The sequence below is a fragment of the Gemmatimonadetes bacterium SCN 70-22 genome (assembly GCA_001724275.1).
GTDB lineage: Bacteria > Gemmatimonadota > Gemmatimonadetes > Gemmatimonadales > Gemmatimonadaceae > SCN-70-22.
The window spans coordinates 70,669-85,467 of record MEDZ01000023.1; the positions used below are offsets into that span (position 1 = coordinate 70,669).

The 14,799-nt window shown below is 71.9% G+C and carries 12 protein-coding genes and 1 other annotated feature; all 12 genes read left to right on the forward strand.

The genetic code is table 11. The annotated features are described in order from the left end of the window. The first annotated feature begins 35 nt into the window (after nt 1-35). Nucleotides 36-1,211 (forward strand): methionine adenosyltransferase, encoded by a 1,176-nt coding sequence (locus ABS52_12350; protein ODT02795.1) that lies wholly within the window; start codon nt 36-38, stop codon nt 1,209-1,211. A 33-nt stretch (nt 1,212-1,244) separates the two neighbouring features. Further along, nucleotides 1,245-1,781, forward strand: a complete 537-nt coding sequence (locus tag ABS52_12355) for a hypothetical protein (GenBank protein ODT02821.1) — start codon at nt 1,245-1,247, stop codon at nt 1,779-1,781. An 88-nt stretch (nt 1,782-1,869) separates the two neighbouring features. After that, nucleotides 1,870-3,162, forward strand: coding sequence for a hypothetical protein (locus ABS52_12360; GenBank protein ID ODT02796.1), 1,293 nt, complete (start codon nt 1,870-1,872; stop codon nt 3,160-3,162). Between the two features lie 36 nt (nt 3,163-3,198). Continuing rightward, nucleotides 3,199-3,311, forward strand: a binding site (cobalamin riboswitch). Nucleotides 3,312-3,481: 170 nt separating this feature from the next. Then, nucleotides 3,482-4,342, forward strand: coding sequence for a hypothetical protein (locus ABS52_12365; protein ODT02797.1), 861 nt, complete (start codon nt 3,482-3,484; stop codon nt 4,340-4,342). Further along, nucleotides 4,339-5,346 carry a hypothetical protein gene (locus ABS52_12370; GenBank protein ID ODT02798.1) on the forward strand — a complete coding sequence of 336 codons (1,008 nt, stop codon included), beginning with the start codon at nt 4,339-4,341 and terminating at the stop codon, nt 5,344-5,346. Before ABS52_12365 ends, ABS52_12370 begins: the two co-directional genes overlap by 4 nt. After that, nucleotides 5,322-6,137, forward strand: coding sequence for a hypothetical protein (locus ABS52_12375; protein ID ODT02822.1), 816 nt, complete (start codon nt 5,322-5,324; stop codon nt 6,135-6,137). Before ABS52_12370 ends, ABS52_12375 begins: the two co-directional genes overlap by 25 nt. Before the next feature lie 152 nt (nt 6,138-6,289). Beyond that, nucleotides 6,290-8,230: a hypothetical protein gene (locus ABS52_12380; protein ODT02799.1), complete on the forward strand. Its 1,941-nt coding sequence runs from the start codon at nt 6,290-6,292 to the stop codon at nt 8,228-8,230. Between the two features lie 19 nt (nt 8,231-8,249). Then, complete coding sequence (locus tag ABS52_12385; protein ID ODT02800.1) at nt 8,250-9,023, forward strand: DNA repair protein RecO; 774 nt, start codon at nt 8,250-8,252, stop codon at nt 9,021-9,023. Next, nucleotides 9,011-10,861, forward strand: a complete 1,851-nt coding sequence (locus tag ABS52_12390) for a selenocysteine-specific translation elongation factor (GenBank protein ID ODT02823.1) — start codon at nt 9,011-9,013, stop codon at nt 10,859-10,861. Before ABS52_12385 ends, ABS52_12390 begins: the two co-directional genes overlap by 13 nt. Nucleotides 10,862-11,088: 227 nt before the next feature. Beyond that, complete coding sequence (locus tag ABS52_12395; GenBank protein ODT02801.1) at nt 11,089-11,445, forward strand: hypothetical protein; 357 nt, start codon at nt 11,089-11,091, stop codon at nt 11,443-11,445. A gap of 227 nt (nt 11,446-11,672) precedes the next feature. After that, complete coding sequence (locus ABS52_12400) at nt 11,673-14,264, forward strand: ATP-dependent chaperone ClpB (GenBank protein ODT02802.1); 2,592 nt, start codon at nt 11,673-11,675, stop codon at nt 14,262-14,264. 33 nt (nt 14,265-14,297) lie between these two features. After that, nucleotides 14,298-14,744, forward strand: coding sequence for a tRNA-specific adenosine deaminase (locus ABS52_12405; GenBank protein ODT02803.1), 447 nt, complete (start codon nt 14,298-14,300; stop codon nt 14,742-14,744). Nucleotides 14,745-14,799: the final 55 nt, after the last annotated feature.

Genomic DNA, 14,799 nt, shown 5'->3' on the forward strand with positions numbered 1-14,799 from the left:
CAGCCCATCCCCACGTCCCTCCTCGCGAGTTCCCCGTGGCCGAACGTCACCTCTTCACGTCCGAATCCGTCACCGAAGGGCATCCCGACAAGGTGGCGGACGCCATCTCCGACGCGGTGCTCGACGAGCTCCTGCGGAGTGACCCGCATTCCCGGGTCGCCTGTGAGACGATGGTGACGACGGGGCTGGCGACCATCTTCGGCGAGGTCACGACGACGGCGTGGGTCGACCTGCGCGACATCGTCCGCCAGACCATCAAGCGCATCGGCTACACCGAGGCGGGGATCGGATTCGACGCCGACTCGTGCGGCGTCCTCAACGCCATCGGCCGGCAGTCGCGCGACATCGCGCAGGGCGTCGACACGGGCGGCGCCGGCGACCAGGGAATGATGTTCGGCTACGCGTGCGACGAGACCGAGGAGCTCATGCCGCTCCCCATTACGCTCGCGCACCGCCTGACCAAGGCGCTCTCCGAGCGTCGCAAGGACGGCACCCTCCCGTGGCTCCGCCCCGACGGCAAGTCGCAGGTGACGGTCCTGTACGAGGACGGGCAGCCCATCGAGGTCGAGACCGTCGTCATCTCCACCCAGCACGCCGACGCGGTCTCCAACCGGAAGATCCACGACGGCGTGACGAAGGAGATCATCGAGGCCGCCATCCCGGTCGAGCTGCGTGCGCGGCGCATGCGGAAGTTCATCAACCCCACGGGACGCTTCGTCATCGGCGGCCCGCAGGGCGACGCCGGGCTCACGGGTCGCAAGATCATCGTCGATACGTACGGCGGGATGGGGCGCCATGGCGGCGGCGCCTTCAGCGGCAAGGACCCGTCCAAGGTCGATCGCTCCGCCGCCTACGCGGCGCGCTGGGTCGCCAAGAACATCGTCGCCGCGCGGCTGGCCCGGCGTGTCGAAGTGCAGTTCGCGTACGCCATCGGCGTCGCCGAGCCGGTCTCGATCATGGTGGACACCTTCGGGACCGGGGTCGTGACCGACGCCCGCATCACCGAGGCGGTCCGCAAGGTCTTCCGGCTCACCCCGCGCGACATCATCCGCGCGCTCGACCTGCGCAAGCCGATCTACACGCCCACCTCGGCGTACGGGCACTTCGGGCGCAAGCCGGAGAAGCTCGGGCGCGGCAAGCACGCCGCCACGCTGTTCAGCTGGGAGCGCCTGGACAAGGTTGCGGAGCTGAAGCGCGCGGTGCGAGAGTAGGGAAGCGGCATCCCCGGAGGCAGCATGAGCACGATGGTGGAGGTGGCGGTCGCCCGCCTTGGCCTGGACGGGAGCACCAACACGTACGTGGTCATCCTGCGCGAGGTGGGCGGTGAACGGGTCCTCCCGATCTGGATCGGACAGGCCGAGGCCGAGTCGATCCTGCTGGAGATGAACCACGTCAAGAAGGAGCGCCCCCTCACGCACGACCTGTGCAAGTCGCTCATCCTCGGACTCGGCGGGACGCTCCGACAGGTGCACATCACGCGCGTGCAGAAGGCGACGTACTACGCGGAACTCCTCATCGACCGCGAGGCCGAGGAATACCGCATCGACGCGCGGCCGTCCGACAGCATCGCCATCGCCCTGCGCGTCCCCGCGCCCATCTTCGCCGACGAATCGCTCCTCGCCGTTCCGGGCGAGGAGGCGCCCAATGCCGAGGAGGAAGAAGGCGAGGAGGCGTTTCCCCCGGCGCCACCCGTGCAGAGCACCGAGGAGATGACCGCGGAGCAGCTCAAGCAGTACCTCTCGAGCCTCCGCCCCGAGGACTTCGGGAAGTTCCATCTCTAGGTGCCTTCCCCCCTCCTGTCGCCCCGTCCCTGACATCCGGTTGCCTGTGATCGCCCGCGGCTTGCCTTGCGTCGCCCCCACGCCCGTCATGCGAGCCGTGGCAGCCGCCACGCGTGCGATGGCCGGCTTCGCCCTGGCCACGCTCGCCCTGGCCGCGCTCGCCCCGGCCGCGCTCGCGCTGCTCGCCACGGACGCCGAGGCGCAGCCGCCGCTTCGCCTGCGCGGAACGGTCGTGCGCCAGACGCTCGACGGCGTGGTGCCTGTCGCTCGCGAGCCGGTGACGCTGCACCGCGTGAGCGCCCGCGAGGCGGGGGCGATCGATTCGGCGGTGACCGATGCGCGCGGCCGCTATGCCTTCCGGGTCAGCGCCCCCGACTCGCAGGCGATGTACCTCGTCTCGGCGCACTATGGCGGGATCGCGTACTTCTCGGCGCCGGTTTCCGCCGGGGCGACGCCCGGCGTGATGGGCGACTCGTCGGAGATCGTCGTGTACGACACCACGTCGGCCGACGTCCGGTTGCAGCTGCGGGGACGCCACTTCGTCGTCTCGTCGCCCAGCGCCGACGGGATTCGCAGCGTGATCGACGTCCTCGAGATCGAGAACGACACCGTGCTCACGCGCGTGGCGGGGCCGTCGAAGCGCGCCACGTACTCGCTCCTTCTCCCCGACGGCGCGCGAAACGTGCGGGCGTCGCAGGGGGAGATGGGGGAGGGGAGTGTCGACGTTCGGAATGGGCGCGCCGACCTCTACGCCCCGCTCTCGCCTGGCCTGCGCCAGCTCGTCCTCACCTACGACCTCCCGCCGGATGTCTTCCCGCTCGCGATTCCGCTGGAGCGCAGCGTCAGCGTCCTCGAGGTGCTGCTCGAGGAGCCGGGAGCCACGGCTGCGGGCGCCGGGCTCGTGAGCCAGGGGGGCGTGAGCGTCGACGGAAAGACGTTCACGCGCTTTCTCGGGCAGGACGCGAAGGCAAACGCCGTCGTGACCCTCGCCGTGGTCGGGGGCGGCGCCGGCGCGCCCCTCCCGACGTGGCTGGTTCCGCTGGTGCTGGCCCTTGTCACGTTAGGCGCGATCGTGGTGCTGTCGCGACGCGCGTCGCCAGGACGTCGTGCGCCCGTGCGCCTGGCGCAGCGCGCGGGGGCGGATGCGCGAGCGGGGAGTGGGGCGACCAACGCGCACGCGGAGGCCGCGCTCGCTTCCGTCGGCGGGGCCGCGAGCGCCGGTGAGGTGACCCGGCTCACCCGGCAGCTCGCGGCGGTCGACACGATGCTGGAGCCGGAGGGCTCCGTCGCTCCCGCCGCGCGGGGCGAGCTGGCGCGCTATCGGGCGGCGCTCAAGACGCAGCTGGTGGACGCGCTTGCGCATCGTTCCCACGACCGGTAGGTTCCGCGGCACAATCGACCTGCGGACGGCGGACACGGAAACCGGTGCGATGCCGGTGCGGCCCCGCCACTGTAACGGGCAGGAACGGTTCACCCAGCATGCCACTGACTCTGTCGGGAAGGCGGGTGGACGGCCCGGAGCCAGGAGACGACCATCGTCCGCGCCACACAGTAGGGTCCTCGGGGGAGGGCCGGTGGGGTGCGTGATGCCGTGATGGCGCGCGCGCGTTCGCGGACATTCCCCGGCTTTCCGAGTGCGAATGTCCGCATCTTTGTTTCGGGTCAGGCCAGGGTGGTGCCGGCGCATTCCGCCGGTCCTCGTGTGGGCGGCGGCCGCCGCCTGCGGAGGGCGAGACGGCGGGACGCCGCGCCCTCCCGACGCGGTCGATGACTACGGCGCCGCCATCGTCCCCGCCGCGCCGGCGCGGCGCATCGTCTCCCTCAATCCGACGACGACCGAGCTCCTGTTCGCGTTAGGCGCGGGGGATCGCCTCGTCGGGCGCTCGCGATGGGACCAGTGGCCGCCCCAGGCGCAACGCGTCGCTGAGGTGGGCGACGCCATCCGCCCGAGTGTCGAACGCATCCTCGCGGCGCGCCCCGACCTGGTGATCCTCTACGCGAGTGGCGACAACCGCGCCGCTGCCGCGACCCTGGTCGAGGCCGGGATTCGGGTGGTCGCGCTCCGCATCGATCGCATCGCGGACTTCGAGCGAAGCGTGCGCATCGTCGGCGCCCTCACGGGTCGCGCAGACGAGGCGGCGGGTGCCGTCGACTCGTTGCGCCGCTCGCTCGACGCGGTACGGCTGGCCCTCCGTGACGCGCCGCGCCCGCGCGTCTTCCTGCACGTGTGGGACAACCCGCTCATGGCCATCGGCGGCGGGAGCTACCTGTCGGAGCTGGTCGAGGTCGCCGGCGGCCGCAACGTGTATGCCGACCTCCTCGAACCGTCGCCGCAGGTGTCGTTCGAGGACCTCCTGCGCCGCGACCCCGACGTGATCCTCGCCGGTCCGACCGAAGTGGCACGACTCACGACCGATGCGCGGTGGCGTGCGCTGCGCGCCGTGCGCGACGGGCACGTGATGGCCTACGACACCACCCTCGTCTCCCGGCCTTCGTTGCGCCTGGGCGAGGGGGCGCGGTCGCTCGCCGCCCTCCTCCACCCGGGCGTGGCCATCCCATGATGCCGCGCGCCGGGATGCCGCGCGCCGGGGTGCCGCGCGCCGGGTGGACGCTGCTCGTGGTCGCGATGCTGGCGGCCTCGCTCCTCGCCCTCATGCTGGGGGCGACGCCGATTGCCCCTGGCGACGTGTGGGACGCACTCGCCGGGCGAGGCGATGCGGCCACCCGCGCCATCGTGCGGACCGTGCGCCTCCCCCGCGTCCTGCTCGCCCTCCTCGTCGGCGGGGCGCTCGGGATGAGCGGCACCGTGATGCAGGGCACGCTGCGCAATGGGCTCGCGGAGCCCTACCTGCTCGGCGTCTCCGGTGGGGCGGCGGTGGGGGCGGTGCTGGCAGTGGCGGGAGGCTTCACGGCCCCCCCGGCCGTCGCCCTCGCGGCGTTCGTCGGCGCGTTGCTGGCGGTGGCTGGGGTGCTCGCCCTCGCACGGGCCACCGGGGGGGAGGGCGATACGCGCATCCTCCTCATGGCGGGTGTCGTCATCGGCGCCTTCGCCAATGCCGCCATCATGGTGGTCATGGCGGCTGCGGCTCCCGACGTGACCCGCAATGCGCTCTGGTGGATGATGGGGTCGGTGGCGGCCGCCGGATGGCGGGACGTCTTGCTGCTGGCGGTCGCGCTCGCTGCCATCGGCGTCCCGCTCCTGCACCGGGCGCGCTGGCTCGATGTCCTCGCGCTGGGGGGCGATTCCGCAGGGGCGCTGGGACTCGACGCCCCGCGAGCCGCGCGGCACTTCTTCATCCTCGCCTCTCTCCTGGCCGCCGCCACCGTCGCCGTCGCCGGCCTGGTGGGGTTCGTCGGGCTCATCGTCCCGCACCTGGCGCGCCTCTTCACCGGGGGGCGTGCGCGCGCGACGCTCGTGGCGTCCGCCATGTGTGGGGGGGCGCTGGTGGTCGTGGCCGACCTGGCGGCGCGGACGGCGCGTGCGCCGGCCGAGCTCCCGTTAGGCGCGGTGACCGCCCTCCTGGGTGTCCCGTTCTTCCTCTGGCGGCTGCGGGTGGGGCGGTGATCACCGTCGAGGCGCTGCGCGTCCGCTACCCCGCCGCGGGGGACGATGCCCTGGGCGGCGTGAGCTTCGGCGCGTCACGCGGTGCGGTGACCGCCGTCGTGGGCCCCAACGGGAGCGGCAAGAGCACGTTCGTCCGCGCCCTCCTCGGCCGCGTTCCGGTGGCCGGCGGGGGGATCTTCGTGGACGGCGAGTCGGCCGCGTCGATCCCGCGCGAGCGCCTGGCCCGGATGGTGGCGGTCGTGGGCCAGCGTGAGGAGCCGGCCTTCCCGCTCCTGGTGGGCGACTACGTCGCGATGGGGCGCTTCCCCTGGCAACGGGCCTGGGCGGCGCCGTCGGCCGCCGATCGCGGGGCCGTGGCCCGCGCCCTCGCCAGCGCCGACGTCGTGCACCTGGCGGCGCGCCGGACCGACACGCTGTCCGGCGGCGAGTGGCAACGGGTGCGCATCGCCCGCGCCCTCGCCCAGCAGACCGACGCCATCGTCCTCGACGAACCCACCTCGTTCCTCGACATCGCGCACGAGATGGCCTGCTTCGAGCTCCTCGCGGCGCTCGCACATGCCGGACGCTGCGTCCTGATAGTCAGTCATCAACTCAACCTCGTCGCGCGCTTTGCCGACCGGGTGGTCCTCCTCTCCCGCGGCCGCGCGGTCGCGTACGGACCCCCGGCCGACGTGATGCGTGGCGAGACGCTCGAGCGCGTCTACGAGTGGCCACTCGTGGTCTCGCGTGATCCGGCCGTCGGTGCACCGACGCTCGTCCCCCTGCGCAAGCCGCACGCCCCGATTCCCTGACGACATCCCTCCTGATGCCCCTCCAGCTCCTCCGTCCCGCACCCGCTGCCGGCCACGGCGCCCGCAGCGTGCGACCGACTCCTGCCCGCCGCCTCGCGCTCCGTGTCGCGCTCCGTCTCGCGCTCCGTCTCGCGCGGCGTGACCTCGCCGCGGTGGCGCTTGCCGCCGTCGCGCTTCCCGCCTCGCCCTTCGCCGCCCTGCAGGCGCAGGCGTCTGGCGATACCACCCGCCTTCCCCCGGTCGTCGTGACCGCCGATCGGATGGCGCGCTCCATCGGCGCCACCACCGCCTCCGTCACCGTCATCGAAGGCGCGGCGCTGCGCGCCGCCGGCATTTCGCAGTTGGCCGACGCGTTGCGCGCCATTCCGGGGATCAGCATCGCCCGGGCCGGCTCCAACGGCGCGCAGGCGTCGCTCTTCCTGCGCGGCGGCGAGAGCGACTATGTCCGCCTCCTCGTCGACGGCGTCCCGATGAACGATCCGGGCGGAGCGATCGACCTCGGTGCCGTCACGCTCGACAACGTCGAACGGATCGAGGTCGTGCGCGGCCCGGCGAGCGTCCTGTACGGCAGCGACGCGGTCACCGGGGTGATCCAGGTCTTCACGCGCAGGGCCGCTGCGCCGCTCGAGGCGCGACTTGCGGCCCGGGCCGGGAGTTACGGCACCCGCGTGGCCGATGCGAGCGTCGGCGCCCGCGGTCCCTTGGGGAGCCTCTCGCTCGGACTCGCCCACCACGCCACGGATGGCATCCTCGCCTTCAACAATGCCTATCGCAATGACGTCGCGTCGTTGCGGGGCGAGGCCCAGGTGGCGTCGGTACGCTCGGCGTTCTCCGTGCGCCACAGCGACAACGCCTTCCAGTACCCCACCGACGGGGCAGGGGCCGTCGTGGATCGCAACGCCCAGCGCGGCGAGCGCCGCTTCTCGGCTTCCGCCGACCTCGCACGCGCGCTCGGCAGGCGCGTGGAGGGGATGCTCTCGCTCACCGCGCTCGAGGCGCACGGGCGGACCAGCGACCCGTCGGATGGCGCTGGCGACACGGTCGGCTTCTACGCGTATCGCTCGGCCGGGGTCGTGCGCCGTCGCGGCGCCGACGCGCGCTTGGTCATCCGTCCCGCGGCCGGTCACGCCATCTCCCTGGGAGGCGAGTACGCCGCCGAGCGGCAACGCAGCGCCGACAGCTCCAACTATGATGTGTCGCTGAATCGGTTCGCGGCATCGCGCATCACCCGTGCCGTGTACGGGCAATGGGTCGGCGACGTGGGGCGTGCCTCCTTCACGGTGGGCGGACGCCACGACGACAATGAGACGTACGGCAGCTTCCGCACTGCCCGTGTCGGTGCCGCCGTTCGCCCCTGGGTCGGGGCCCGGGTGCGGGCGTCCGTCGGGACCGGCTTCAAGGCACCGACCTTCCTCGAGACGTTCTCCAGTGCCTTCTCGGTCGGGAATCCCGCGCTCACCCCGGAGCGCTCGCGCTCGTGGGAGGTCGGCATCGAGCAGTCGTTGGGGGGCGGCCGCATGCAGCTGGCGGCTACGGTCTTCGACCAGCGGTTCCGGGACCTCATCCAGTACACGTGGACGTCGCCCACCGCCCCCAACTACTTCAACGTGGCCGCGGCGTCGGCGCGGGGGCTCGAGGTCGAGGCCAGCGGCGACGCCGCCCGTGGCGTCGCCCTGTTCGCGAACGCTACCGTCCTTCGCACGCGGGTCGACGACGCCGGTTTCCAGTCGGGCGCCGGGGCCACGTTCGTGCGAGGGGAGCGACTCCTTCGCCGTCCACCCCTCACCGTCTCGGCGGGGGCGCAGCTTCGCCGGTTCCGCCATGTGCGGCTCGACCTGTCCGTGCTGCGCGTGGGCCCCCGGGACGATCGGGACTTCGCGACCTACCCCGCCACTCCCATCCGGCTCGATCCATACACCCGCGTCGACCTCGGCGGGGAGGTCGACCTGGGGCGTGGCGGCGGAGTGTGGCGGTCGTCGGCGCTGACCCTGCGCATCGACAACGCGCTGGGCGCGCGCTACCAGGAGATGGCCGGCTTCGCGGCTCCCGGGCGCGTCCTGCTCGCCGGCTTCCGCCTCGGCACGCTGCGGTAGCCCGGCGCTATCTTGGAGGATGCCGCTGGTGACCACCGACGCGGTCGTCCTTCACGGGTTCGACTACCTCGAGAGTTCGCGCATCATCCGCCTCGCCACGCGCGACGCCGGCCTCCAGTCGGTGATCGCGCGTGGCGCGCGTTCCTCGCGGCGTCGCTTCGGCACGGGCCTCGACCTCTTCGCCAGCGGCACCGCGCACCTGCAGGTGCACCCGGGCCGTGAGCTGCAACAACTCGTCGGCTTCGACCTCACCAGCGCGCGCCGGGCGCTCGCCGCCGACCTGGAACGGTTTGTCGCGGCGTCGGCCATCGCCGAGCTCATCCTGCGGTTCGCTGCGGGCGACGAGGCGGGCGAACTGTTCGCCGAGCTCACGCACGCGCTCGATGCGCTCGAGGCCGCCCCCCCCTTCCGTGCGCGTGACGTCGGGCTGGCGGGGGCGTGGCGCCTGGTGGTGGCGCTCGGCTTCGCCCCGGCGCTCGATCGCTGCAGCGTGTGCCACGCCCCCATCGTCGACGATGCCTCCGTCGCGTTCACGCGCTCCGCCGGAGGGGTGGTCTGCGACGCGTGTGCCGCGTCGGCCCCGCGAGGGCGCCCGCTCCCGGCGGAGGCGCGTGCCGCCCTCCGCGCCTGGACCGCGGGCGCCGACCTCGCCGTCGAGGATGCGGCCATGCGCCGCGCGCACCTGCGCCTCCTCCGTGAGTTCCTGGAGCACCATCTCGGCGATGGGCGGGCCCTGCGGGCCTTCGAGGCGTGGGAGCGCGGCATGGGCGCCGCGGCGGGATACGCCGGATGATCATCGGGACCGCCGGGCACATCGACCACGGCAAGACGGCGCTCGTGCGCGCCCTCACCGGGGTCGACACCGATCGCCTCCCCGAGGAACGGCGCAGGGGGATCACCATCGAGCTCGGCTTCGCCCCGCTCGCGATCGACGGCGTGGGGACGGTGGGGGTCGTCGACGTGCCGGGGCACGAGGCATTCGTGCGCACCATGCTCGCCGGCGCCACCGGCGTCGACCTTGCCCTCCTCGTGATTGCGGCTGACGAAGGGGTGATGCCGCAGACGCGGGAGCATCTCGCGATCCTCTCGCTGCTCGGCGTGCGCGCCGGCGTGGTCGCCCTCACCAAGTGCGACCTCGTCGACGGCGAGTGGGCCGCCCTCGTACGCGACGAGGTGCGCGCGCTCCTCGCCGGCACGCCGCTGCGCGAGGCCCCGGTCGTCGAGACGTCGGTCGTGACGGGGCAGGGCCTCGACGCGCTGCGCAACGTGCTGCGCGCGCAACTCCTCGCCCTCCCCGCGCGTGCCGCGGCCGATCTCTTTCGCATGCCCATCGACCGCGCCTTCAGCGTGAAGGGGACGGGGAGCGTCGTCACGGGAACCGTCTGGAGCGGGACGCTCGATGCGCGCGTCGCGCTCCGGCTCTTTCCAGTCGATCGCGCGGTGCGCGTCCGCGGCATCCAGCGCCACGGCCTCCCGACGGATCGCCTGTCGCCGGGGAGCCGTGGCGCCGTCGCCCTCGCCGGGGTCGAGCTCGGCGATCTCGCACGCGGAGGGCTCCTGGTCGAGGAGGGCGCGTGGGCCCCTTCCCGTGTCGTGCGCGCCGACGTCGCCCTCCTCGACGACTTCGCGCGCCCGCTTCGTCCCCGGGAGTGGGTGCGGCTCCATTTGGGGACCAGCGAAGTGGGGGCCCGTGTCGTCAGCGCCGGAGGGGCGCTCACCCCCGGCACCACGCGTGGCGCCCGGCTGGTGCTCGATGCCCCCCTGGTGGCGCGCGCCGGCGACCGCTTCGTTCTCCGGCTCCCCTCGCCCCCGCTAACCATCGGGGGTGGGATCATCGTGGATCCCGCTCCCGCGCATCGCCGGCCGCGCCCCTGGCCGGCCGGGCTCACGCCCACGCAGCGACTCGTCCGGATCGTCCAGGAGGGGGGCGAGCGTGGGGTGTCCATCGCCTCGCTCCCCGTCCGCCTGGGCTGCGCCCCGGGCGATCCCCCCGGACTGGTGCGCGCCCTTCCGGAGTTGATTCGCGCCGGCGACGAGCTGTTCGATCGCCAACTCGTGGACACCCTCTCCGACCGGCTCGTCGCGGCGGTCGCTCGCTACCATGAGGAGCATCCGCTCGACGAATGGGTCCCGCGAGCGGCGCTCCGTGCCCGCATGGGGTGCAGCGAATCGCTGCTCTCCCTGACCCTTGCACAATGCAGTGCGGCCGGGACGGTGGAGCAGGGGGGAGGCGGCTTCCGTCGGACCGGGTGGTCGCCGGTCATGAGCGAGACCCTCGGCCGCGAGCGGACATGGCTGCTCGAGCGGCTGTCGAGTGCCTGGGGCGAGCCCCCGTCCGTGGCCGAACTGCGTGCCGAGCGGGGCGGCGCCGATCCCGTCCCCCTCCTGCGGGCACTGGAACGCGAGCAGCTCCTGGTCCAGGTGGAACCCGACCGCTTTTACCCGCACGACGCGGTTCGCGAGCTGACCGCCCGGCTCCGTGCGGCCATGGCGCCGGGACGGGTCTACGCCCCGGCCGAGCTGCGCGAGATCATCGGTACGTCCCGGAAATACCTGATTCCCTTCCTGGAGTACTGTGACCGGCAGCGCATCACGGAACGGCGCGACGGGGGTAGGGTATTGGGGAGCTAAATGCGGATGAACGTTGCTTGACAGCCCCCACGCGCATTCCTATGTTCGCGCCGAGTTGCAGAACGTAAACAGTCATCAGGAGTTAGCTCCCGCACCCTCTACTTTGTCAGTTCGGAGATGGACACATGACGCTACGATGGGCAGCACGGTTCCTGGTGCTCGCTCTCTGTGCGTTGGTGACGCGGGCGGCGGCGGCCCAGGCGACAACACAATCGAGTCGTGATCCGGTGTCGGGATCGAGCCTGGGGCAGAATTACCCCAACCCGTTCAATTCCGAAACGACCATACCCTTCTCGATCGGTGATGCGCCGAGTTGCAGTGACGCGGGGCGGCAGTATCGGGTCTCGCTGAAGATCTACAATGTGCTCGCACAGATGGTGGCGGTCCCCGTCCTGCAGGGCGGATCTTCCAGCATCGCGGGCGGGCAACCGCTGAGCAACGTGTTACTCACGTGCGGCCAGTACACGGCGTACTGGGACGGCAAGTACCTGTCCAACGGTCGTGAGGTGGCCTCGGGGATCTACATGTATCGCCTCGAGGTGGACGGCAAGGCGATCTTCCGCAAGATGATCGTCATGAAGTGAGCATGATCCGGGCGCCGCGGCTTCCCAAGGGAGGCCGCGGCGCCCGACATTTCGGCCGTGCCCCGGCATGCACGCCGCCATCTCGGCATGACCCCTGACGTCGCGTCCGGCGATGTGCGCCCGACGGACGCCATTTCGGCCACCGGCGTGCGGCATCGGGATTGCCCTCCCGTCAGTGGGCCGCAGGATTCCCTCGGCTCGCGAACTCCATCCGACCCGACGCGTCGATGATCAATCCCGATCGCCTCACCGTGAAGTCGACCGAAGCGCTGAACGAGGCGCTGGCCCTCGCGCGCCGCAGCGGCAATCCGCTCGTCTACGATCTTCACCTCCTGCAGGCGCTCCTGATGCAGGACGAGGGGATCGTCGTCCCCATCCTGCAGAAGGTGGGGGTCAATGTCCCGACGTTGCGCGAGGCGGTCGAGCGCGAGATGGGACGCTACCCCAGGCAGAGCGGCGCCCAGCCCTCGCTCTCGCGCGAGTTGAACCAGATCATCGACCGCGCCGAGGAAGAGGCGCGCGGGCTCGGCGACGAGTTCATCTCGACGGAGCACCTCCTGCTGGCCCTGACCGACGTCAAGGGGACCGAGAGCAAGGGACTGCTCTCGACTGCCGGCGCCGACCGCGCCGAGGTGCTCGCGGCGCTGCAGGCCGTGCGCGGGTCGCATCGGGTCACCGACCAGAATCCCGAGGAGAAGTACCAGGCGCTCCAGCGCTTCACCCGCGACCTCACGGAGCAGGCGCGCAAGGGGAAGCTCGACCCCGTCATCGGGCGTGACGAGGAGATCCGGCGCGTGATGCAGGTGCTCTCGCGGCGCACCAAGAACAACCCGGTCCTGATCGGCGAGCCGGGGGTCGGCAAGACGGCGATTGCCGAGGGACTCGCCCAGCGCATCGTCAATGGCGACGTGCCCGAGGGGCTGCGGAACAAGCGCCTCATCTCGCTCGACCTGGGGGCCCTCATCGCCGGGGCCAAGTACCGCGGCGAGTTCGAGGAGCGCCTCAAGGCGGTGCTCAAGGAGATCACCGACGCCGAGGGGCTGTTCATCGTCTTCATCGATGAGCTGCACACGATCGTTGGTGCCGGCAAGGCCGAGGGGGCCATGGACGCCGGCAACATGCTCAAGCCGATGCTGGCGCGCGGCGAGCTGCGCGTCGTCGGGGCCACCACGCTCGACGAGTACCGCAAGCACGTCGAGAAGGACCCGGCGCTCGAGCGCCGCTTCCAGCCGGTGTACGTGGGCGAACCCACGGTCGAGAGCACGATCGCGATCCTCCGCGGGCTCAAGGAGCGCTACGAGGCCCACCACGGGGTCCGCATCACCGACGGCGCAATCGTCGCCGCGGCGACCCTCTCCCACCGCTACATCGGCGACCGCTTCCTCCCCGACAAGGCGATCGACCTGGTCGACGAGGCCGCCTCGCGCCTGCGCATCGAGATCGACTCCATGCCGCAGGAAATCGACGAGGTGGAGCGCCACATCGTGCAGCTGGAAATCGAGCGCCAGGCCCTGCAGAAGGAGGTCGACCCGGCCGCCGTCGAGCGCCGCCAGGTGCTCGAGCGCGAGCTGGCCGAGGAGAAGGAGCGTTCGGCCGGGATGAAGGCGCAGTGGCAGCGCGAGAAGGAGTCGTTAGGTGCGGTGGGGAAGATCAAGGAGGAGATCGACCACGCCAAGACCGCGGCCGAACAGGCCACCCGCACCGGCGACCTCGGGCGCGCCGCCGAGATCCAGTACGGGACCATCCCCCAGCTCGAGCGCCAGCTCAAGGAGGTCGAGGGGCAGCTGGCCTCCCGGGCCGGCGAGGGGCACCGCTTCCTGAAGGAGGAGGTGACCTCCGACGACATCGCCGAGGTGGTCTCGCGCTGGACGGGGATCCCCGTGACCCGGATGATGGAGACCGAGCGCGAGCGGCTCGCGAAGCTCGAGGACGAGCTGGCCAGGCGCGTCGTCGGGCAGCGCGAGGCGGTGGAAGCCGTCTCGAACGCCGTGCGCCGCTCGCGCGCCGGCCTGCAGGATCCCAATCGCCCCATCGGCTCGTTCATCTTCCTCGGCCCCACCGGCGTCGGGAAGACGGAGACGGCGCGGGCCCTGGCCGAGTTCCTCTTCGACGACGAGCAGGCGATGGTGCGCATCGACATGTCGGAGTACATGGAGAAGCACGCCGTCGCGCGCCTCATCGGCGCGCCCCCGGGCTACGTGGGCTACGAGGAAGGAGGGCAGCTGACGGAGGCCGTGCGTCGCCGGCCGTACCAGGTCGTGCTGTTCGACGAGATCGAGAAGGCGCACCCCGACGTCTTCAACATCCTCCTCCAGATCCTGGACGACGGTCGGCTCACCGACTCCCAGGGGCGTACCGTCGACTTCCGCAACGTCGTCATCATCATGACGTCGAACGTCGGCTCCTCGTTCATCCTGGAGCACGCCGGCGGCGACTGGGCGATGGTCGAGTCGCAGGTGACGGCGGCCCTCCGGCAGCAGTTCAAGCCGGAGTTCCTCAATCGCGTCGACGACATCATCGTCTTCCGGCCGCTGGGGCGCGAGCAGATCGGGTACATCGTCGAGTTGCAGCTGGCACGTCTCCGCAAGCTCCTCGCCGAGCGCAAGATCACGCTCGAGCTCACCGACGACGCGAAGACGCTGGTGGCCAACGAGGGCTACGACCCGGCGTTCGGGGCGCGCCCGCTCAAGCGGGCCATCCAGCGGCTCCTGCAGAACCCGCTCGCCCTCGCGATCCTCGAGGGAAGGTTCAACGACGGCGACACGATCCGCACCGAGGTGGGGCCCGACGGCGCCCTCGCCTTCACCCGGGGCGGGTAGCGCCGCGTGCCCCCGCTTCCCGATGAGGCCCACATGCAGGCGGCGCTCGCGCTCGCGCGCGACGCCGCGGCGGCGGGAGACGTTCCGGTCGGCGCCGTCGTGGTACACGACGGGCGAGTGATCGGCGCCTCCGGGAACCGCACGCTCCGCGACCAGGACCCCACCGCGCACGCCGAGATCGTGGCGCTGCGGCAGGCGGCGGCGGCGCTCGGGAGCTGGCGGCTGGCCGGCTGCACCCTGTACGTGACGCTCGAGCCGTGCGCCATGTGCGCCGGCGCGCTGGTCCTGTCGCGCATCGACCGCGTGGTGTTCGGGGCGTGGGACGACAAGGCCGGGATGTCGGGCTCCGTCGGCGACATCCTCCGTCACCCGCGCCTGAACCATCGCCCGGAAGTGCGGGCCGGCGTCGAGGGCGAGGCGTGCGGGGCGCTCCTGCGCGACTTCTTCGCGGCGCGGCGCCCGGCGCTGGCCGAAGAGTGAGTCCCGTGCCTTGCGGCCGCCCCCGGCCGTGCGAGGGTACGGCACCTCCCGCTCG

Excerpts from the sequence above, each read along its gene's own strand:
- ABS52_12400 (ODT02802.1), top strand. The coding sequence starts at position 11,673 with ATGATCAATCCCGATCGCCTCACCGTGAAGTCGACCGAAGCGCTGAAC.
- ABS52_12405 (ODT02803.1), top strand. The coding sequence starts at position 14,298 with ATGCAGGCGGCGCTCGCGCTCGCGCGCGACGCCGCGGCGGCGGGAGAC.
- ABS52_12370 (ODT02798.1), top strand. The coding sequence starts at position 4,339 with ATGATGCCGCGCGCCGGGATGCCGCGCGCCGGGGTGCCGCGCGCCGGG.
- ABS52_12360 (ODT02796.1), top strand. The coding sequence starts at position 1,870 with ATGCGAGCCGTGGCAGCCGCCACGCGTGCGATGGCCGGCTTCGCCCTG.
- ABS52_12385 (ODT02800.1), top strand. The coding sequence starts at position 8,250 with ATGCCGCTGGTGACCACCGACGCGGTCGTCCTTCACGGGTTCGACTAC.
- ABS52_12355 (ODT02821.1), top strand. The coding sequence starts at position 1,245 with ATGGTGGAGGTGGCGGTCGCCCGCCTTGGCCTGGACGGGAGCACCAAC.